Source organism: Streptosporangium carneum, from assembly GCF_027922005.1.
In the GTDB taxonomy this organism is placed as follows: Bacteria; Actinomycetota; Actinomycetes; order Streptosporangiales; family Streptosporangiaceae; genus Streptosporangium; species Streptosporangium carneum.
Map to the genome: position 1 here is coordinate 122,279 of NZ_BSEV01000004.1, position 18,114 is coordinate 140,392.

An 18,114-nucleotide genomic window follows, 5' to 3' on the forward strand; every position below is an offset into this window, starting at 1 on the left:
GGCGAGTAGCCTGAAGGGATGGCCGAGCCCTACCTGACACCGGAGAGCCTCACCGAACACGAGATCGAGATCAAACGGTCGCGGTTCGTCTGCGCCCTCGCCCCGGTGTCCTCAGAGGAGGCCGCCCGCGCGTTCGTCGCGGGCCGCAGGGAGCTTCACGCCGACGCCACCCACAACTGCTCGGCCTACGTGATCGGCGGGGACCGGCGTCTGCAGAAGGCCGACGACGACGGCGAGCCCGGCGGCACCGCGGGGACCCCGATGCTGGAGACCCTGCTGCGACGGGGCCTCGGCGACGTGGTCGCGGTGGTCACACGTTACTTCGGCGGGGTGAAGCTGGGGGCGGGCGGCCTGGTCCGCGCGTACGGCTCGGCGGTCGGCAAGACGCTGGACCTCGCACCCCTGACCGAGATGGTTCCGGCGAAGGTGATGACGGTGACGGTCGACCACGTCCGGGCGGGCCGGCTGGAGAACGACCTGCGCGCCTCGCCGTACGAGGTCAGGGAGGTCGGCTACGGCGCCGAGGTCGCCTTCGTGGTCGCGGTCCGCGAGCCGGACCTGGTCGTCTTCCCCGGCTGGGTCGCCACGCTGACCGCGGGACAGGCGGCGGTCGAGCCGGGGGAGACGGTCTACCTCAGAAGGGCGTGACCGGGGCGGGGGGTCGCGCAGGACGGGCGCGGGGCGGTCACCTCCGGAGGCGGCCCCGTGCCTGATGGCCGCCGCTTCTCGAAGAGGGGCGGGCCGGTCGGTCGAGGGGGGCGTCGGCGGTGTGCGGTGCCGGAAGGATGTGGGATGAATCACGCGAGGAACGGGAACTTCCCCGGGGAAACGGTCGCCCGTGCGCGGGCAGCCCGCCGGCGATCGGCGGGCCCGGGGGCGCGAGCGGCAGGAGCAGGGCTCTGACGTGCGGAAATCGCCGGGAACCCGCGAGGCGTGCGATGGCGTGTCGTAGGACTGGGTTTTCCGTACCTCCGGTGCCGGGGTACGGGGGAGGTGAACGCCGTGTTCTTCCTCATACCTGGCGTATCCCGCCGTGCCTAGCCTTTGGGACATGAGTTCAACGACTGCCGATGGAATCGCCGGATGGGCGATCAACCTCATGGAGACCCTTGGGGCACCCGGAGCGGGGGTGGCGATCGCGCTGGAGAACCTTTTCCCGCCTCTGCCGAGCGAGGTGATCCTGCCGCTGGCGGGGTTCACGGCGAGCAAGGGCAACATGACCTTGTTCGACGCGGTGCTCTGGACCACGCTCGGCTCGGTGGTCGGCGCGTTGGCGCTCTACGGGGTCGGGGCGCTGCTGGGGCGTGAGCGGGTGGTGGCGATCGCGGCGAAGCTGCCGCTGGTCAGCGTCTCGGACATCGAGAAGACCGAGGCCTGGTTCGCCAGGCACGGCAGGAAGACGGTGTTCTTCGGGCGGATGATCCCCATCTTCCGAAGCCTCATCTCGATCCCGGCGGGGGTCGAGCGCATGCCGATCACGGTCTTCACCCTGCTCACCACGCTGGGCAGCCTCATCTGGAACACGGCCTTCGTGATGGCCGGATACCTGCTGGGGGAGAACTGGTCGCTGGTCGAGGACTACGTGGGCATCCTCTCCAAGGTCGTGCTGGGCGTCGTCGTGCTCGCGATGGTGATCTTCGTGGCGATCCGGCTCGCCGACAGGCGCAAGGGCAGCCACCGCGCCCGGTGAGGGGCGGCGTCCGGCCCGTGGCCGCCTCGTCGTGAGCGGGGCGGCCACGGGCCGGCCGGTTCATCGGTCGTCCGCCAGGCGGGCGGCCCTGGCGTGCAGGTAGCGCCGCTGTGGCGAGGCGGCCGTCCGCAGGGCCGCCGCCCGATAGGAGTCGCGCGCGGCCACGCGGTCACCGGCCATCTCCAGCAGGTGCGCGCGGACCGCGTGCAGCCGGTGGTCCTCGGCGATCCGCTCGTCGGCCCCGAGCCCCTCGAGCAGGTCGAGCCCGGCGCGCGCGCCCCGGACCATGGCCACCGCGACGGCGTGGCTCAGCGCCACCACGGGGTTGTCGGAGATCCGCATCAGCAACTCGTACAGCGCCGCGATCTGCGGCCAGTCGGTCTCCTCCGCGCTCGGCGCCTCGTCGTGGAGCGCGGCGATCGCCGCCTGGAGCTGGTAGGGGCCAGGCGCTCCCAGGGTGAGCGCGCCGGTGACGAGCGCCACGCCCTCGGCCACGAGGTCCGCGTTCCATAGGCTTCGATCCTGCTCGGCCATCGGCACCAGGCCGCCGTCGGGGCCGGTGCGCGCGGGACGGCGCGCGTCCGTGAGCAGCATGAGCGCGAGCAGCCCCGTCACCTCGCCGTCGCCGGGCAGCAGCCGGTGGACCATGCGTGCCAGCCGGATCGCCTCCGCCGACAGCTCGGCGCGGTGCAGGCTCGGCCCCGACGTGCTGACGTAGCCCTCGTTGAAGATCAGGTAGAGCGTGTGGAGAACCGCGCCGAGCCGTTCGGCGCGGTCGGCGGCGGGGGGCATGCCGAAGGGGATGCCGCTGTCCCTGACGCGCCGCTTGGCCCGGCTGACGCGCCGGGTCATGGTCGCCTCGGGGACGAGGAAGGCGCGGGCGATCTCCGCGGTGGTCAGGCCGCCGACCGCCCGCAGCGTGAGCGCGATCTGTGAGGCGGGTGTCAGCGACGGGTGACAGCACATGAACAGCAGGACGAGCGTGTCGTCCGAGTCCTGCGGCCGGCTGTCGGCCGCGGGCGCCGGCCACCGGCCGGGCAGCTCCCACCGGGCGGCGGCGTCCTCGCGATGCCGCCGGGCCTGCTCGCCGCGCAGCAGGTCGGTCAGCCTGCGCGAGGCGACGGTGATCAGCCAGCCTCGGGGGTTGTCCGGGACGCCCTCCTGGGGCCACCGTGTGGCGGCCGCCAGGAGCGCCTCCTGCGTCGCGTCCTCCGCGGTGTCGAAATGCCCGTATCGCCGTACCAGCGCGCCGAGGACCTGCGGCGCCAGGTGGCGCAGCAGGTCCTCCAGCCCGGTGCCGGTCACGTCGGCACGGTGTCGGCCACGGTGTCGGCCACGGTGTCAGGCACGGGGTCGGGCACGGGGTCGGGCACAGGACGTCAGACGTCCAGGTCGGCGTGGCCGTCGACGATCGGCCGGACGTCCACGTACCAGTCGTGGTCCAGGACAGCACCCTCGGGGCGAGGGGTGTCCGCCAGGCGCGCGGCGATCTCGGTCGCCCGGTCGAAGCTCTCGCACTCGACGATCGTGTAGCCGGCGAGGACCTCCTGCGTCTCGGGGTAGGGGCCGTCGGTCACGACGGGGACCCCGTCGCGCAGCTCGACCCTTCTGGCGTGCACGGGGGCGCTCAGCCCCTGGGCGTCGACGAACTCCCCTGACTCGACCAGGTCGTTGTTCCACTTCTCCATGAAGGCGTGCATCGTCGCGACGTCCTCGGGTGACCAGGCGCTCGCGCCGCTGGACTGACCGGCCAGCATGTCGTGGTCCCGCTGCGAGCCGTAGATCAGGATCATGTACTTCACGGTCTCTCCTGTTTCTCTGCCGGCACCTATGGGGTGCCTGTCACCGGAGACGTCGAAGCCGCGGGCCCGTTTCGGACATCCCGGCCGCGACCTGAGCGTGAATTCTTCGCGCGGGTTCAGCCCTCCAGGGCGTACTGCATCACGCGCAGCTTGGCCTGGGCCTCGGCGAGCTCGGCGGCGGGGACGGAGTCGCCCATGATGCCGCAGCCCGCGAACAGGCGGGCCCTCGCGCCCTCGATCTGGGCGCACCGCAGCGCGATGCCCCACTCGCCGTCGCCCCGGGCGTCGATCCAGCCGACCGGGCCCGCGTAACCGGCGCGGTCCATGCCCTCCAGCTCGCGGATGACCTCCAGTGCCGTCGGTGTGGGGGTGCCGCCGACGGCGGCCGTCGGATGCATGGCGGCGACCACGTCCAGGACCGAGGACCCCGCCGCCAGACGCCCGGTCACCGGGCTGGCCAGGTGCTGGACGTTCGGCAGCACCAGCAGCTCGGGCTCCCGCGGCACCTTCAGCTCCGAGCAGAGGGGGGTCAGCGCCTCGCGGACCGACTCCACCGCGCAGGCGTGCTCGTGGCGGTCCTTCTCCGAGGTGAACAGGGCCGTGCCGCGCCTGGCGTCGTCGGCAGGGTCCGTGCCCCGCGCGGTCGTGCCCGCGAGCACCAGCGACTCGATCGTCTCCCCGGTGTGCCTGACCAGCAGCTCGGGGGTGGCGCCGACCAGGCCGGCGCAGGAGAAGGTGTAGCACTCGGGGTAGCGCAGGGCCAGGCGTGACAGCAGTACGCGGACGTCGATCTCCCGTTCGGCGGTGGCGGTCAGGTCCCGGGCGAGCACGACCTTCTCCAGGCGGCCGGACCTGATCTGCTCCACGGCTCGGGCCACCGCGTGCTCCCATTCGGGAGCGGTCAGGCTGCCGTCGCCGTACCGGATCCTGCCGAGGTCGCGCGGGGCCCTGACCAGGTCGAGCCGCTCCTCGCCGATGGTGGTCAGCCAGGCGCGGCCTTCACGGCGGGCCAGGACGACCTGGGGGACGACGAGGACCGAGCCGTGGGCGTCCTGGTCGAAGGTGAAGGAGCCGAAGGCCACGGGGCCGGAGCCCGGAGCGCCGACGTCGTCGTCGACGTGGGCCTCGCCGAAGGTGGCCGCCAGCCAGTCGCGGGCCCAGCCGAAACGCCCCGGACCTGGCGGCACGGTGACCCGGGCGGCCTCTCCCCAGGCGACCAGCCCCTCTCCGCGTCTGATCCAGGCGTGCGGGGTGGTCCGGGGGAGCCGCGAGATCAGATCGCCGGGGTCGTCGACGAGAGCGGTTCTCACCATGAGGGGACGGGTCAGTCCGAGCGCGACACTCACCCGGAACACTCTATGCCGCAAACTGAACGCGTTCGGCGTCGGTCCCCGGTCAGCACAGCCGCCACGCTCTGTCAAGAAAACCAAGGCACTCGGTCAACGGAAAGCGCCGCGCTGTCCTGCGGTGATACATCCGAAGTACTGGTGATCTCTCAGGCGGAGGTGTCATGCTCGGCAGGACTGTGACCGTATTCACAGCGGTGACCGTGTCCACGGCCCTGTGGGCCACCCCTTCCGCGGCGGGCTCCGGCGAGTCGTGGCGCCCGGCGGTGCTGGCCGCGCTCGGGGATTCGATCAGCGCGGGGTTCAACGCCTGCGGCTGGTACGTCACCTGCCCCTCCCGCTCGTGGTCGGCGGGCGAGGACCCGGCCGTCCAGAGCCACTACATGAGGTTGCTCGACCTGGACAGGGGAGCGCTCGGGCACAACGTGAACCTCGCCGTTCCCGGGGCGACCAGCGCCGACCTGGCCGGGCAGGTGGCGGGGGCGGTCGAGCGCCGGGCCGACTACGTGACGGTGCTGGTCGGCGCGCAGGACGCGTGCGTGTCCGAGGAGCGGCGGATGACGCCGGTGGCCGTCTACGAGAAGCGGGTGGCCGAGGCTCTGGCGCTGTTCCGGGCGGGACGTCCCGGCGGCAGGGTGTTCGTGGCCAGCATCCCCGACCTCAAGCGGCTGTGGCGGGTCGGCAAGGACAATCTGGCGGCGCGTGGGTTCTGGGCGGTCGGCCGGATCTGTCCCACCATGCTGGCCAGGCCGACCTCGACCTCCCCGGCCGACCAGGCCCGCCGCGACCGGGTGCGCGACCGGGTGGCCGGTTACAACGCCGCCCTGGCCAGGGTGTGCGCCGCGTACGGCCCTGCCTGCAGGTTCGACGGCAACGCCCTGTTCGACTGCCCGTTCACCCTGAACCACGTCAGCAGGTGGGACTTCTTCCACCCCAACGCGGCGGGGCAGCGGCTGATCGCGCAGAGGACCTTCCCCGCGGTCCGCGACTGGCTCGACGAGCCCGTGCTGGAACCCGAGCTGCAGCCCTAAGAGCCCCGGCCGACTCTGACCTCGCCACTATCTTGATCTACATTGTAAAGGTGGAGGGTTTTGAGAACCCACTACCCACAAAAACCCAAAATCAGGCCTCGAAGCCGGTACCGCGGCTGACGGGCTCCCAGACGAGCAGTTCCTCACGGAGACTGAGGCCGCGGCCAGGAGCGGCAACACCAGCGCCTACCGGCACTATTGGGAGCTGTGCGTGCTGCTGGCGTTGCGAGACGCCCTGCGGGCGGGGGATGGGTGGGTGCCCGGTTCGCGCCGCTATGCCGACCCGGCCGCCTACCTGCTGACTCCGGCCAGGTGGGCGAACCATCGAGCGGGGGTTTGCCGCCTGGTCGGCAAACCTGCTGACGCCGCCTTGGGCCTGGCCCAGGTCGCCGATGAGTTGCACACGGCGCTGGGGGAGCTGGAGCAGACACTGGCTGAGGGCGATGGCCCGGTCCGCCTGGACGAGGCGGGCGATCTGGTGATCTCTCCGCGCGGCTGGCCGGGTCGCTGAAGTTCGGTCATGCCACCACCTCCGTGCTGGTCGGCAGGCTTTCGGCGTCGAGCCGGCAGAACGCTCTGGCGGCGGCGCTGAAGGAGTACGGGGCAATGCCACGTAGCGCTACATGAGGCCGCTGCTGCAGCGCATCGAGCGCGGGGAGCTCGATGCGACCTGGATCATCACCCACACGCTGCCGTTCGACGAGGCGGAACGCGGCTTCGGGCTCTTCAAGAGCAAGTAGGACAACTGCGAGAAGGTCGTTCTCAAACCCTGACGGCCACCCGTATTGGGCCGCTGCGGCGAGTGTGGTGGCCGGATGCGGGTCTGTCCGGCGGCGCTGGTCTGCGGTGCCCGCCCAGCAGTGCGGACGGACCCTGTCCGGGGGCGGGGACTACGCGTTACGCGTCTTTCTCGTCCCGCCAGCCGCCGGGTTCGGGATGGTAGCCGTAGGCGGCGGCCCGTACCGTGTCCTCGTCCTCCAGTCCGGAGCCGATCGCGCCGCCGACGGTGGCCAGCGAGCTGATGATCCAGGCCAGCATCAGGTAGTCGGTGAAAGCGACCGGCCGCTGCAGGGTCTGTTTCAGCACGGATGTGTCGATCAGCAGCGCCGCGGCGAGTATCGTTCCGGCGAACAGCACCAGATAAGACACCGCGGCGGCCAGGGTGAGGGTGAGGATCGTGCCCAGGTTGAACAGCCGGGCCAGCTCAGTCGGCGTCTCCCGGTCCGGTTTCTCCCACAGGTCGTGCGCGACGATCAGCCAGGCCACCAGCGCGGTCAGCCCGAGAAGCATGATCACGGTGAGGCGGAGTCCGCCGAGCGCGTCGCCCATCTCCCAGATGGCGGTGGTGGTGAGTGCGAACGCGGCCGTGCCAAAGGCGCCGACCAGCAGTTTGGACAGGCCCAGCAGGGCGCGCCCCGGGCGGTTGGCCCGGACCATTCCGGTCAGCAGCCGCACCCGGCCGATCAGCCGTGAGGCGACGTAGCCCAGTTCCCCGGCATTCGCCTCGCCGACCACTCGGTGAATGGCGGCAACCTGGCCGGTCAGCTCGGCCGGTGCCCCGCCGACTGGCAGCACCTGCTCCTCGGAAGTGTCAGTGAGTAGCCGGTTCACGAGACCCGGAACGGCTACGCGGAGCGCTCGCAGCTGGCGCAGTCCCAGCGCGGGCAGGGACACCATCGCGACGCGGCGCCGGGCGGACATCTGCGCGACCAGCGGCACCCGCTCGGTGTGCAGCGGCAGGTCGGTCAGGCAGATCGCGACGTCCCACCGGGCGTCGACGCGTCGGTGGACGAGATCGTCGAGTAGCGCCTCAACGCCGCCGTCGCGGCGGGGAGCCACGTCACCCCAGCTTTCCCGGACGGTCCACCGCACGTCCGCGTCCACCCGCTCGGCGAGCTGGTCGGCCAGCTCGGCGGTGAGCCGCGCAACCACTTGGGCCGGATAGTCGGGCGGGGTCGCCACGAGTCCGACGACGATCTCCGGCCGATGATGATCACTGGTGGTCATGGGCGCTCCTCGCCGGTAGCCGGGAGAAATCCCAGGATTGACTACCCGCTGTCGTGCGACATATGCGTCACGTATCGGCCTTCGAGGAGGATCGGACCGGATTTTGGCGCTAGAGAGGCGATCTTGAAGACGATTCAGTGACGAGGGCTGTTTGCCCTGGTTGAGCGCTCTAGCGTGCCTGCTCATGCCTGTGGATTTCCTCTCAGATGAGCAAGTAGCCCGCTATCGCCGGTTCCAGCCCGAGGTGTCGGTGGCCGAACTCGAGCAGTTCTTCCGGCTGGATGCCAGGGCGCTGGCGGGTAAGCGCCGCCCGGCGACCAAACTGGGCTGGGCGGTGCAGTGGGGCACCGTGCGGATGCTCGGCACCTTCCTGGCCGAAGACCCTCTGGATGTGCCGGGGGTGGTGCTGGCGTTCGCCGCCGAGCAGCTCGACATCGACCCGGCGTGCGCGATCGAGTATCTGACCAGGCCGAAGACCGCCTACGAACACGCCTGGGAGATCCGGGACCTGCTGGAGCTGTCGGAGTTCTCCAAACGCGAGCAGGAGGTCCGCGACTACCTGTCCGCCCGGGTGTGGTTGACGATCGAGGGACCGCGCGCGCTTTTCGACCGCGCCGTGGTGCACATGCTGCGCGAGGGCATTCTGCTGCCCACGGGGATCACGACGCTGACCCGGCTGATCAGCGAGGTGCGCCGGATCGAGCACGCGCGGTTGTATCGCACGCTGGCCGAGCGCGCCGGTCCGGAGCTGCGGGCGCGGCTGGCCGATCTGACGCGCTGGACGTGCTGGATCTGCTGATCACCTCGAATCTGCTGGCCCGGGCCGAGCGGGCGGGCAAGGCCGAGCAACTGCGCACGTTTCCCAAGCTGCGCAAGGCGGCGCGCACGATGGCCTCCGCGGTGGAGGTGCTGATGTCGGCGCCGGAGGCGACCGAGGATCGGCTGGTGTCGCTGGTGGAGGTGTGGAAGGCGATCGAGGAGGTGGTGCCGCGCGAGAAGCTGGCCTCGGCGGTGGAGACGGTCTCGGCGTTCGTGCCTACTACCGACGATGACGCGGCCGCCGAATGGCGGGCCGAGCTCGTCAAGCGCTACCGCACGGTGCGGGGCTTCATCGAGCTGCTGCTGGAGGTGATCCGGTTCCGCGCGGTCGAAGCCGGCACCGCCGTGCTGGCGATGGTGCGCATGGCCGCGGCGATGGCCAAGGGGCGCCGCCGCTACGGCCCCGGCGACATCACCGCGCATGATGAGCTGATCACCGGGTCGTGGCGGCCGCTGGTCTACCGCAACCCCGACGTCCCGGAGGGGCAGATCGACAAGGCCGCATTCGTCCTGTGCGCGGTCATGCACCTGCACCACGCGCTGCGCCGACGCGATGTGTTCGCCGAAGGATCCGAGCGCTGGAGCGACCCGCGCGCCCGGCTCCTGGACGGGGATGCCTGGCGGCAGGCACGGCCGCGCATCCTCACCTCGCTGGAGCTGGAGGTCGAACCGGCCGGGCACCTGGCCGAGCTCGCCAGCGCGCTGGAGGGCGCCTACACGCGGGTGCTGGACGGGCTCGGCGCCAACACCGCGGTGCAGTTCGTCGGCGGCCGGCTACAGCTGGAAAAGCTCGGCGCGGCCGAGGAGCCGCCGCTGATGAAGGAGCTGCGCGCGCTGCTGGATGGCATGCTGCCCCGACTGGATTTCCCCGAGCTGCTATTGGAGGTCTTCGACCGCACCGGCCTGCCGGCCGACTTCCCCCACATCTCCGGCGCCGATCCGTCGATGGAGGACTTCGGGGTCAGCCTGGCCGCGCTGATCGTGGCCGAGGCGTGCAACGTCGGCCTGGTCCCCATCGAGAAACCGAACGTGCCCGCCCTGACCAGGCCCGGCTGCTCCAGGTGGATCAGGGCTACCTGCGCGGTGAGACGATCACAGCGGCCAACGCCCGCCTGATTGCCGCCCAGGCCGAACTCGACATCGTCAAGTGCTGGGGCGGCGGGCACATCGCCTCCGCCGACGGGCTGCGCTTCGTGGTGCCCGGTGCAGAATCTGCACACCGGGCACAACCCGATCTACTTTGGCCGCCAGCGCGGCGCGACCTGGCTGGACGATGGGCACGGTGCGCGCCTACGACCTGATCCGGATGCTGTCAGCCGACGGCCGCACCACCGGCCTGGGCGAGGCGTTCGCCCACTACGGCCGCATCTCCAAGATGCTGCACCTGCTGCAGTTCATCGCCGACGAAGGCTACCGGCGGATGATCGGCACCCAGCTGAACGTGCAGGAGGCCCGCCACCGGCTGGCCCAGAAGATCGCCTTCGGCAACCGGGGCCAGCTGCCCCAGCGCTACCGCGAAGGCCTGGAGGATCAGCTGGGCAGTCTGGGTCTGGCGTTGAACGCGGTCATCTGGTGGAACAGCCTGTATCTGGATGCTGCCGTTAAGCACCTGCGCGAGCAGGGATTCCCGGTCACCGATGAGATGTGCGCGCGGTTGTCGCCGATCCAGTACGACCACATCAACTTCCTGGGCCGCTACGCCTTCTCTCGCGCTGATGTGGCCGGGGTTTGCGGCCCTTCCACGACGGCGTCCACGAGAGCACCTGAGCGTCGGTTCAGGGCACTGGTCAGGCGGCCGCGCGGACATGAGCTGGGTGAGGTGAGGGTCAGGCGGGCGTCGGCGCGGACGCTCAGGGCGTAGATGGGACGGTCGTTGCCGGGCGCGGCGCCGAGCTCGCCAACCCTGGCCAGCCCGGCGACTACCGGCTCTACAGCGCTTTCTACGGCCTGCACTCGCTCGATGTGACCTGGTGACGGCACCGGGGGTCTCGCAGACTGACGTCGCCCTCGTGACTCGTCATCTGCGTTGAGCAGCCGCCAGTCTTGCGGGCGCGCGCCTGTAAACGGGTGATCCTCTCGACCACATGGCCCTGCTGAGACGTAGCGAGTGGCCCTGGCCGGGCGGATGACCTGCTCAGCGGCGCGGGCTTGGCGGACGGTTCTCGCCGGTGGTGCGCGGGTGGTCGGCGAAGAGACCGGGGCAGATCGAGTTGCCCTGCCCCTCGTAGGGCAAGCCAGGCGGCGGGCGGACCGCTCAGGATGCCGGCGGCCAAGGGATGAGGGCGAGGATCTCGTCGACCAGTCGCTCTCTGGCCCCAGCGGGCAAGGCGGCGCCCAGGGCGTTCTCGTATCCCCAGAACCCGTCGGCGGCCATCCGCGCCATGAGGCACCGCATCGCCTCATCATCGTGCTCGTCGATCGGCGCCGCGTCACCTGGGAACCAGCGGTCGTAGACCCGCTGCCAGGGGGCCAGCCAGTCGGGCTCGTTGCCCGCCTCGGCGATCAGACGCGTCTCCAGTCGCGTGGAGGCCCCGGTGGATGCCAGCACGTATCCCCTCGTGCGTTCGGCGAGCGTCGCCTCCTCCGGTTCTTTGCCGGTCGCCTCGAGCAGTCCCCGCTCGACGCGGTCGGCGAGGAACTCGTGGATCCCAGTGAGCAGCGCGTGCTTGGTCGGGAAGTGGTAGATCAGCCCGCGCTTGGTCACCCCGGCTTCGGCCGCGACCGCGTCGAGGGTGAGCGCGGTGATGCCGCGTTCCTCGACGACGCGCAGGGCCGCCTCGATCATCGCCGATCGCGCATTCGGTCGTGCCATGTCCCCTCCTCGTCTCCGATAGTTAGTATACCGCCTGGTGTAGTATACCGTTTGGTGAAGTAACTGGCCCAGGAGGGAAAGATGACCGAGAACACACCACGAGCGACCACCCGCACCTGGATCGGACTGGCCGTGCTCGTCCTGCCGATGCTGCTCATCGCGATCGATGGCATGGTGCTGGTCTTCGCGCTGGCCGACATCACCCAGGACCTGAAGCCGACGGGCACGCAGCAGCTCTGGATGCTCGACATCTACTCGCTGCTGCTCGCTGGCCTGCTCATCACCATGTCGACGCTGAGCGACCGTTTCGGGCGGCGCAAGGTGCTGCTCATCGGTGCGGTTGTCTTCGCGATCGCCTCCATCCTGGGCGCTCTGTCGACCGAACCGTGGATGCTGATCGGATCGCGCGCCCTCCTCGGGATCGCGGGCGCGACGATCATGCCCGGGACACTGTCCCTCATCCGCAACATGTTCCTCGACCGAAACCAGCGACGGACCGCGATGGCGGTCTGGTCGGCGATGGGCGCGCTGGGCGCCGCCGCGGGCCCGATCGTAGGCGGCTGGATCATCGAGACGTTCAGCTGGCACGCCGCCTTCCTCATGAACATCCCGGTCATGGTGCTGCTGCTCGTCCTCGCGCCGTTCCTCGTCCCGGAGAGCAAGAACCCGAACCCGGGAAACATCGACGTCGCCAGCATCCTGCTCTCGCTCGCGGGCATGATCTCGTTCGTCTACGGCGTGAAGACCTTCGCCGAAGGCAAGGAGCCCGGCATCGGGTTCGTCACCTTCTTCGCCGGGCTCGTCCTGCTCGCGCTGTTCGTGATCCGCCAGCTGCGCATGCCGGTGCCGATGATCAACGTGCGCCTCTTCAAGGTGCGAGCGTTCACCGGGGCGGTGCTCACCGACCTGCTGTCGATCTTCTCGCTGGTCGGAGCACTGTTCGCCCTCACCCAGTTCCTGCAGCTCGTCGTCGGCCTCAGCGTCATCCAGTCAGCGCTGTGGATGCTGCCCCAAGCCGCCGTCTCCGCCTTCGCCGGGTTCATCGCCGCCGCGCTCGTCAAGCGGGTCCCCACCTCGATCATCGTCTCCGTGGGCGTGCTCATCACCGCGGGCGGATTCGCGACCCTCCTGACGCTCACTCCCGACACCGAACCGTGGAGGATCGCGATCGCTCTGTGCCTCGTCGGCCTTGGCGCCGGCGTGGGCATGACGCTCACCAACGACCTCATCATGAGCTCGGTGCGTCCCGAGCAGTCGGGCCAGGCCGCCGCGATCAGCGAGAGCGCATACGAGCTCGGCACCGCCTTCGGCACCGCGATCCTCGGCTCCGTCCTCCTCGGCTTCTACCACACCGGCCTTGCCGACGCCGCCCCCGCAGGACTGCCCGCAGGCGTGCTCGCGGCCGCGAAGGAGACCATCGCCGCCGCGCTGCTCTACGCCAAGGAACTGCCGGACGCGATCGGAGCGGCGCTGACCACGGCCGCGACCGACGCGTTCACGGCCGCGCTCGCATGGACCGGCGGGATCGCCGCACTGATCCTGCTCGCCGTCGCGGTCTTCGCGGGCATCATGCTCCGCGGGGTGTCCGCACAGGCAGATCTCGCCGAAGCCGATGCCGAGTAGCACGGGAGCCTTGAGCGAGGAGGATGGCGTGCGGAGCCCGCTCAGAACAGTCAGCGTTCCTGCGGTCATGGCGCGGATCGGGGCTGTGGCGCCCGGTCGGCGTCGTCCAGGAAGGCATCTCAGTAGGAGTGGAACGGTGAACCGGGGTTGGTGTCACATCTTGTGACGGCTGCCGAATCGTTCCAGGTCACACGGATGGCTGAACGTAGGGCTTCCAGCAAACGACCCATTGTCGGAGCAAGATCGTCCAGGCTTGTCAGGGATCGCCTGAGACGCCGAATGCCTCTCACAACCCGTTCTCACTCAGGTGGGAGTAAGAGCACGTTCTGGGAGACGTTTGTGAGAACGCCCTCCATGGGCCGAGTGTCAACGGATGTGACGCCAACCCCGGCTCACCGTTCCGCTCCTACTCGGAGCCCAAGTCGCTGGCCGTAACGGAGTTATGCCCGGCCGGCGGGTTGGCGGGCTGGTGGGGTACTTCTGGACAGCGGGAGCGACGATGGCGACGAGGCCCGGGGGGCGGTCATCACGTGCCGGAACGCCTGGTGAGGCGGGACTTACCGCCGGGGCTCTTGTGCCATAGAGAGCTGCGAAGGAGTTTCAGGTTCAAGGAGCGGCACCTGAAGAAGGGGCATTCATGACTGGAAGATGGCGGACCTGGCGAGCGGCAGTGGCGGCGGCTCTGATGGCCACGGCCATGGTCGGCCTCGCGCAGAGCGCGCATGCCGACATCCTGGCCGGCCAGAGCGAGCACATGCGGTGGGAGGTGTCGGCGGCCTCAGCGGCGCCCGGCGACGCGGTCACCTTCACCGCCACCATCACCAACCCCGAAGGTGAGGACATGGGCGCGTTCACCTACCTGTCCCCGGCAAGCCCGATCTTCGCCCCCGTCGGTTCGTCGGCCTGCACCATCACCGACGGCCCCGCAGGTGTAAGCCGGGCAGTTACTGCTGGCCTGTGCTGGCGCCGCTAGCGTGGATCGGCGAGGGCGCCGGCTGGTGGCCGGTTTCGGGGCGGACCTGGTTCGCCTTGGCTGATGTCCGGTACTGGCCTGGGGAGTGGCCGACGGTCCGCTTGAATGCTCGCGCGAAAGCGAATTCGGAGTCGTAGCCGACTCGCCGCGCGACCTCCCGCAGTGGCGCCTGTTCCTCACGCAGCAGGCGGGATGCGACTGTCATCCGCCAGGAGGTGACGTAGGCCATGGGTGCCTGGCCGGTGAGCGTGGTGAAGCGACGGCTGAATGTGGCGCGCGGCACCCTGACGGCACGGGCGAGTGACGGCACGGTCCAGGGATTGGCCGGGTCACGGTGGATCAGTGCCAGCGCGCCTCCGACGGCGGGATCGTAGAGCGCTGCGACCCAGCCTGGGCATTCCTTGTGCTGCTCGGCGATCCAGGCGCGCAGGATGTAGACGAACAGCAGGTCAAGCAGGGATGCGACGACCGCCGCGGCGCCGGGGCCGGAACGCTCCACTTCGGCCGAGAGCAGGTCGAGGGCGGCGGGCAGGCCGGTGCCCCGGGCGTGCCCGGCGGCGATGTGGACGATGGGTGGCAGCACGGCGGTGATCGGGTGTCTGGGGCTGGAGTCCAGCAGGAACGCGCCGCACAGCAGCCCGGTCAGCGGGCCGTCCCCGTCGATGACCAGATCTGTCGGTGTCGCCTGCCCGAGTGGGCCTCCGATCAGTTCCTCCACCGGCCGTACCGGCCGGCCGGGTCTGTCGACGAGCGCGTGCGCCAGCCCGGAGGGCACCAGGACCACGTCGGCGCGGGTGAGGTGGATGGGTTCGCCGCCGTCCGGGATCAGCCAGCACGCTCCAGCGGTGACGACGTGGACACTGGCCATCGCGCCCGCCGGGAAGCCGATACCCCACGGAGCGTGGAAGCGGTTGCGGCCGTAGACGATGCTGCCGCGCCGGGTGATGGCCACGACGTCCGCCACGATGTCAGCGACAACGTCTCCCGGCCAGGCGGGAGCGGGTGGCGGGGCAGGTGCGCGTGCGGTCATGCCATTCACCGTAGCGGTTGAGCTAACTGGATATGGTTTCGTTCGGGACTGTCATTGATGCGCTCAGTAGTGGGTCATACGGTCGAGTCGTCCACCAGCACCACTCACCGGAGGATCGGATGAACTCGACCGTCCTGGTCACCGGCGCCACCGGCAAGACCGGCCGCCGCCTCGTACCCCAACTCGCCGCACGAGGCGTCACCGTGCGTACGGCCAGCCGCAACCCCGCACCGGCGGATGCCCACGTCGAACCAGTGCACTTCGACTGGTCCGACGAAAGTACCTATGCAGCCGCGCTGAAGGAGGTGGACGCGGTCTACGTCGTCACCGCGAACCTCTCCGGTATCACCACCCACCAATCCCAGCAGGTCGCGTCCCTCCTCGACGCCGCGGCGGTGGCCGGAGCACGGCGAGTCGTGCTGCTGTCAGCCTTCGGCGTGGATCAGGCGCCCGCAGAGGACCCCTTGCGTCGCATCGAGCGTGTCGTCGAGGAGGCCGGGATGCCGAGCACCATCCTGCGGCCGGGCACGTTCATGCAGAACTTCTCCGAAAAGCACTGGTCCAACCTCGACGCGACCATCCGGGAACGTGACGAGATCGCCATGCCGGGTGGGGATGCATTGGTGAGCTACGTGTCGACCCACGACATCGCGGCGGTGGCTGCCGTGGCGCTGACTGAGGACGGCCACGACGGCAAGGCGTACTCGCTGACAGGACGCGAGGCACTCACGCTCGCGGAGGTGGCCCACCACATCTCGGTCGCTGCCGGTCGGCAGGTGCGCTACGTGGAGTCCGGCCCTCAGACGATCCGCGACGCTCTCCTCGCCACCGGTATGCCGACCGACCAGGCCGAGTACGTGACCCAGTTGTTTGTCGCAGCCATGACCACCGGCGCGTTCGGCGTGGTCACCGACGACATAGCCGCCGTCACCGGCCGACCCGCGACCACCTTCGCCGAGTACGCGGCGGGCGCCGCCGACGCATGGCGCCGCCCCACCACCAACCACGTGAGCGCGACGTGATCGCGCCCGACTCCCCTCGTGCCGCGCTCATCACGGGCGGCACGACCGGTATCGGCCTTGCCACGGCCCGCGTGCTGCACGAACAGGGATTCGCGGTACTCGTCACCGGCCGGAATCCGGACACCCTGGCTGCCGCCCGACGCACGCTGCCCGACGACATCGTTGTGTTCCGCGCCGATGCACGCTCGATCGCCGACGCTGAGCAGGTCGCAGCCGAACTCCGGCAGCGGTTCGGCAAGGTCGACGTCGCCTTCCTCAACGCCGGTGTCGTGCGGTTCACGCCCCTGGACGCCCTCGATGAGCAAACCTACGACGAGCACTTCGACATCAACGTCAAGGGCCAACTCTTCACGTTGCAGAAGATCCTGCCATTGCTCCGGAACAGTAGCTCGGTGATCTTCACCAGCTCGGTCATGGCCGACAAGGGCAGCCCCAATCTGTCGGTTTACAGCGCGACCAAAGGCGCGCAGTTGTCCCTGGTCCGTTCGCTCGCCGTCGACCTCGCGCCCCGCGGGATCCGCGTCAACGCGGTAAGCCCAGGCCCGATCGAAACCCCCGCCCACAACAAGCTCGACCTATCTGCCGACACGCTCAGCACCTTCAAGAACACCCTCGCCGCCACACTGCCCCTCGGGCGGTTCGGCTCCGATGACGAGGTCGCACATCTGGTCGCCTTCCTCGCCTCCCCAGCAGCCAGCTACATCACCGGAACCAACATGGTCGTCGACGGAGGCCTGGCCGTGACCTGAACCGATTGCGCGGTGAGACCCTCCAATGGCAGCTCAGGTATGAGGACACGCAGTTGCACATGGTGCTGGGACTCGTGGTGCTCATGGCTGCCGATGGTCACGCAGCCACGGAAACGAAAATTCGATGAGAAATCCAGACGCAAAGTCGATAAGAATAGCGCACAAAACACCTGGACGCGGCAGAGTTCGACGATATTTTGCATGAGAACCTACAGTCGCGGCGTAAACGGTTCGGGTTCGCCCATGCCCGCGCCGACCTTGGCGGCGAAGGGTTGGCCGTAGGGATCGACCAGCACGATCCGCTGGGTGAACAATGGCGGCGACACGGTGTCGAGGGTGATGATGTTGTGGTCGCTGGCCAGCTCGAAGAGCGTGTTCATCACCTCGCGGCTGGTGGTGCGGTCCGGATCGGTCTCGACCGACAGGCCCTCGACCCGGATCTCCAGCAGCCGGTGCTGGGGCAGCACGGTGATACGGGTGCGGACGTGGTCGGGAAGACCGCCGTCCTCGCGTAGCTCGGCGATGTCGGCGGACAGTGCCACAGCGATCGCCTCCAACCGGTAGCCACGTTCGATCTCGACCCGCGCACCCCACACAACCTGCAGGTCCGCCGGGACGTCAGGCTCAACCATGACGAGTCCTTCGTGAGTGAACGCCGTCGGACCGCCCACCCACGGTCGGGCGGTCCGACAAGGCGTTTGTGACTCGGGAGTGATGTCGGGTGGTGGGTGGACTACCGGTCCCGCCGGGTGTGGAGGTCGGCGCGCAGGTCGGCCAGCGAGCGACCGTCGGCGGTGCGTCGCCACGCACTCCAGCCGTGATGGTGCTTGCCGCTCAGCGCGGTCGCGGCGGCCGACGGCGTGGCGAAGACCCGCTCACCGTCAGCGAGCAGGAAGGTGCCGTCGATCCGCAGTCGGGCGGTGTGGCGTACCTCGCCCGCGCAGCGCTCCCACACGAGTTCCTCGCCGTAGGTCACCAGGTCGGCCGCCATCAGGTCGCTCAGGACCGTGCCCGCCCAGCGCAACGGCGAGGATCCGGGGCGCTCGGAGGTCAGCACCGCCTCCCGGCTGAGCGTCTCGGCGGTGTCGATGTAGAGGTGCATCGCGGCGGCGACCGTGGGGGCGAGGGTCCACGGCCAGCGCTCGTCCAACCCCGTCCAGCGCCCGACGGGCATCCATCGGCCTCGGTAGGCCAGCTGCACCTCTAGGTC

At 69.6% G+C, this 18,114-nt stretch carries 18 protein-coding genes and 1 pseudogene; 11 read left to right on the plus strand and 8 right to left on the minus strand.

Annotated features, from left to right (window positions below; genetic code table 11):
* Positions 1-18: 18 nt before the first annotated feature.
* Complete coding sequence (locus PKF00_RS12100) at positions 19-648, plus strand: YigZ family protein (RefSeq protein WP_271217550.1); 630 nt, start codon at positions 19-21, stop codon at positions 646-648.
* Between the two features lie 403 nt (positions 649-1,051).
* Positions 1,052-1,690, plus strand: a complete 639-nt coding sequence (locus PKF00_RS12105; RefSeq protein WP_271217551.1) for a DedA family protein — start codon at positions 1,052-1,054, stop codon at positions 1,688-1,690.
* 60 nt (positions 1,691-1,750) lie between these two features.
* On the opposite strand, the gene PKF00_RS12110 is transcribed toward PKF00_RS12105, so the two are convergent.
* The 3 genes from PKF00_RS12110 to PKF00_RS12120 form a co-directional block, all read right to left on the minus strand.
* Positions 1,751-2,995: an RNA polymerase sigma factor gene (locus PKF00_RS12110; RefSeq protein ID WP_271217552.1), complete on the minus strand. Its 1,245-nt coding sequence runs from the start codon at positions 2,993-2,995 to the stop codon at positions 1,751-1,753.
* A 74-nt stretch (positions 2,996-3,069) separates the two neighbouring features.
* Positions 3,070-3,483, minus strand: a complete 414-nt coding sequence (locus tag PKF00_RS12115; RefSeq protein WP_271217816.1) for a YciI family protein — start codon at positions 3,481-3,483, stop codon at positions 3,070-3,072.
* Positions 3,484-3,608: 125 nt separating this feature from the next.
* Positions 3,609-4,838 (minus strand): isochorismate synthase, encoded by a 1,230-nt coding sequence (locus tag PKF00_RS12120; protein ID WP_425582159.1) that lies wholly within the window; start codon positions 4,836-4,838, stop codon positions 3,609-3,611.
* Between the two features lie 179 nt (positions 4,839-5,017).
* On the opposite strand from PKF00_RS12120, the gene PKF00_RS12125 reads away from it, so the two are divergent.
* The 3 genes from PKF00_RS12125 to PKF00_RS44655 all read left to right on the plus strand — a co-directional run bounded on the left by PKF00_RS12125 (position 5,018) and on the right by PKF00_RS44655 (position 6,496).
* Entirely contained in the window at positions 5,018-5,869 is an 852-nt protein-coding gene (locus tag PKF00_RS12125) for an SGNH/GDSL hydrolase family protein (protein ID WP_271217553.1), read from the plus strand.
* Positions 5,870-6,080: 211 nt separating this feature from the next.
* Positions 6,081-6,380 (plus strand): hypothetical protein, encoded by a 300-nt coding sequence (locus tag PKF00_RS12130; RefSeq protein ID WP_271217554.1) that lies wholly within the window; start codon positions 6,081-6,083, stop codon positions 6,378-6,380.
* A gap of 23 nt (positions 6,381-6,403) precedes the next feature.
* Positions 6,404-6,496: a hypothetical protein gene (locus tag PKF00_RS44655; RefSeq protein WP_369011169.1), complete on the plus strand. Its 93-nt coding sequence runs from the start codon at positions 6,404-6,406 to the stop codon at positions 6,494-6,496.
* A 270-nt stretch (positions 6,497-6,766) separates the two neighbouring features.
* On the opposite strand, the gene PKF00_RS12135 is transcribed toward PKF00_RS44655, so the two are convergent.
* Positions 6,767-7,876, minus strand: a complete 1,110-nt coding sequence (locus PKF00_RS12135; RefSeq protein ID WP_271217555.1) for a hypothetical protein — start codon at positions 7,874-7,876, stop codon at positions 6,767-6,769.
* Positions 7,877-8,060: 184 nt separating this feature from the next.
* Here PKF00_RS12135 and PKF00_RS12140 point away from each other — a divergent pair, with 184 nt between their 5' ends.
* Complete coding sequence (locus tag PKF00_RS12140; RefSeq protein ID WP_271217556.1) at positions 8,061-8,675, plus strand: DUF4158 domain-containing protein; 615 nt, start codon at positions 8,061-8,063, stop codon at positions 8,673-8,675.
* A 1,052-nt stretch (positions 8,676-9,727) separates the two neighbouring features.
* Positions 9,728-10,403 (plus strand): annotated as a pseudogene (locus PKF00_RS45170) (Tn3 family transposase); the annotation flags it as partial.
* Between the two features lie 546 nt (positions 10,404-10,949).
* Here PKF00_RS45170 and PKF00_RS12155 read toward each other — a convergent pair.
* Positions 10,950-11,507 (minus strand): TetR/AcrR family transcriptional regulator, encoded by a 558-nt coding sequence (locus PKF00_RS12155; RefSeq protein WP_271217559.1) that lies wholly within the window; start codon positions 11,505-11,507, stop codon positions 10,950-10,952.
* A gap of 81 nt (positions 11,508-11,588) precedes the next feature.
* On the opposite strand from PKF00_RS12155, the gene PKF00_RS12160 reads away from it, so the two are divergent.
* Both PKF00_RS12160 and PKF00_RS12165 read left to right on the plus strand, forming a co-directional pair.
* Positions 11,589-13,130 (plus strand): MFS transporter, encoded by a 1,542-nt coding sequence (locus tag PKF00_RS12160; protein ID WP_271217560.1) that lies wholly within the window; start codon positions 11,589-11,591, stop codon positions 13,128-13,130.
* Positions 13,131-13,767: 637 nt separating this feature from the next.
* A complete protein-coding gene (locus tag PKF00_RS12165) occupies positions 13,768-14,103 on the plus strand; it encodes a hypothetical protein (protein WP_271217561.1) in 336 nt (111 codons plus the stop codon).
* Here the strand turns inward: PKF00_RS12165 and PKF00_RS12170 are convergent.
* Entirely contained in the window at positions 14,075-15,133 is a 1,059-nt protein-coding gene (locus tag PKF00_RS12170; RefSeq protein ID WP_271217562.1) for an AraC family transcriptional regulator, read from the minus strand. The genes PKF00_RS12165 and PKF00_RS12170 overlap by 29 nt on opposite strands.
* A 119-nt stretch (positions 15,134-15,252) precedes the next feature.
* On the opposite strand from PKF00_RS12170, the gene PKF00_RS12175 reads away from it, so the two are divergent.
* Entirely contained in the window at positions 15,253-16,155 is a 903-nt protein-coding gene (locus tag PKF00_RS12175) for an NmrA family NAD(P)-binding protein (protein WP_271217563.1), read from the plus strand.
* Entirely contained in the window at positions 16,152-16,904 is a 753-nt protein-coding gene (locus PKF00_RS12180) for an SDR family oxidoreductase (RefSeq protein ID WP_271217564.1), read from the plus strand. The genes PKF00_RS12175 and PKF00_RS12180 overlap by 4 nt, the downstream gene beginning before the upstream one ends.
* A 209-nt stretch (positions 16,905-17,113) precedes the next feature.
* Here PKF00_RS12180 and PKF00_RS12185 read toward each other — a convergent pair whose 3' ends face one another.
* Both PKF00_RS12185 and PKF00_RS12190 read right to left on the minus strand, forming a co-directional pair.
* The gene (locus tag PKF00_RS12185; protein ID WP_271217565.1) at positions 17,114-17,536 is read right to left on the minus strand and encodes a hypothetical protein; all 423 of its coding nucleotides are present in this window, start codon (positions 17,534-17,536) and stop codon (positions 17,114-17,116) included.
* A gap of 101 nt (positions 17,537-17,637) precedes the next feature.
* Positions 17,638-18,078 carry a DUF4357 domain-containing protein gene (locus PKF00_RS12190; protein ID WP_271217566.1) on the minus strand — a complete coding sequence of 147 codons (441 nt, stop codon included), beginning with the start codon at positions 18,076-18,078 and terminating at the stop codon, positions 17,638-17,640.
* Positions 18,079-18,114: the final 36 nt, after the last annotated feature.

Coding starts and splice junctions, on each gene's coding strand:
- PKF00_RS12160 (WP_271217560.1), top strand. CDS start 11,589: ATGACCGAGAACACACCACGAGCGACCACCCGCACCTGGATCGGACTG.
- PKF00_RS12175 (WP_271217563.1), top strand. CDS start 15,253: ATGAACTCGACCGTCCTGGTCACCGGCGCCACCGGCAAGACCGGCCGC.
- PKF00_RS12100 (WP_271217550.1), top strand. CDS start 19: ATGGCCGAGCCCTACCTGACACCGGAGAGCCTCACCGAACACGAGATC.
- PKF00_RS12185 (WP_271217565.1), bottom strand. CDS start 17,536: ATGGTTGAGCCTGACGTCCCGGCGGACCTGCAGGTTGTGTGGGGTGCG.
- PKF00_RS12135 (WP_271217555.1), bottom strand. CDS start 7,876: ATGACCACCAGTGATCATCATCGGCCGGAGATCGTCGTCGGACTCGTG.
- PKF00_RS12155 (WP_271217559.1), bottom strand. CDS start 11,507: ATGGCACGACCGAATGCGCGATCGGCGATGATCGAGGCGGCCCTGCGC.
- PKF00_RS12190 (WP_271217566.1), bottom strand. CDS start 18,078: ATGCCCGTCGGGCGCTGGACGGGGTTGGACGAGCGCTGGCCGTGGACC.
- PKF00_RS12115 (WP_271217816.1), bottom strand. CDS start 3,483: ATGATCCTGATCTACGGCTCGCAGCGGGACCACGACATGCTGGCCGGT.
- PKF00_RS12140 (WP_271217556.1), top strand. CDS start 8,061: ATGCCTGTGGATTTCCTCTCAGATGAGCAAGTAGCCCGCTATCGCCGG.
- PKF00_RS12105 (WP_271217551.1), top strand. CDS start 1,052: ATGAGTTCAACGACTGCCGATGGAATCGCCGGATGGGCGATCAACCTC.
- PKF00_RS12165 (WP_271217561.1), top strand. CDS start 13,768: ATGACTGGAAGATGGCGGACCTGGCGAGCGGCAGTGGCGGCGGCTCTG.
- PKF00_RS12170 (WP_271217562.1), bottom strand. CDS start 15,133: ATGACCGCACGCGCACCTGCCCCGCCACCCGCTCCCGCCTGGCCGGGA.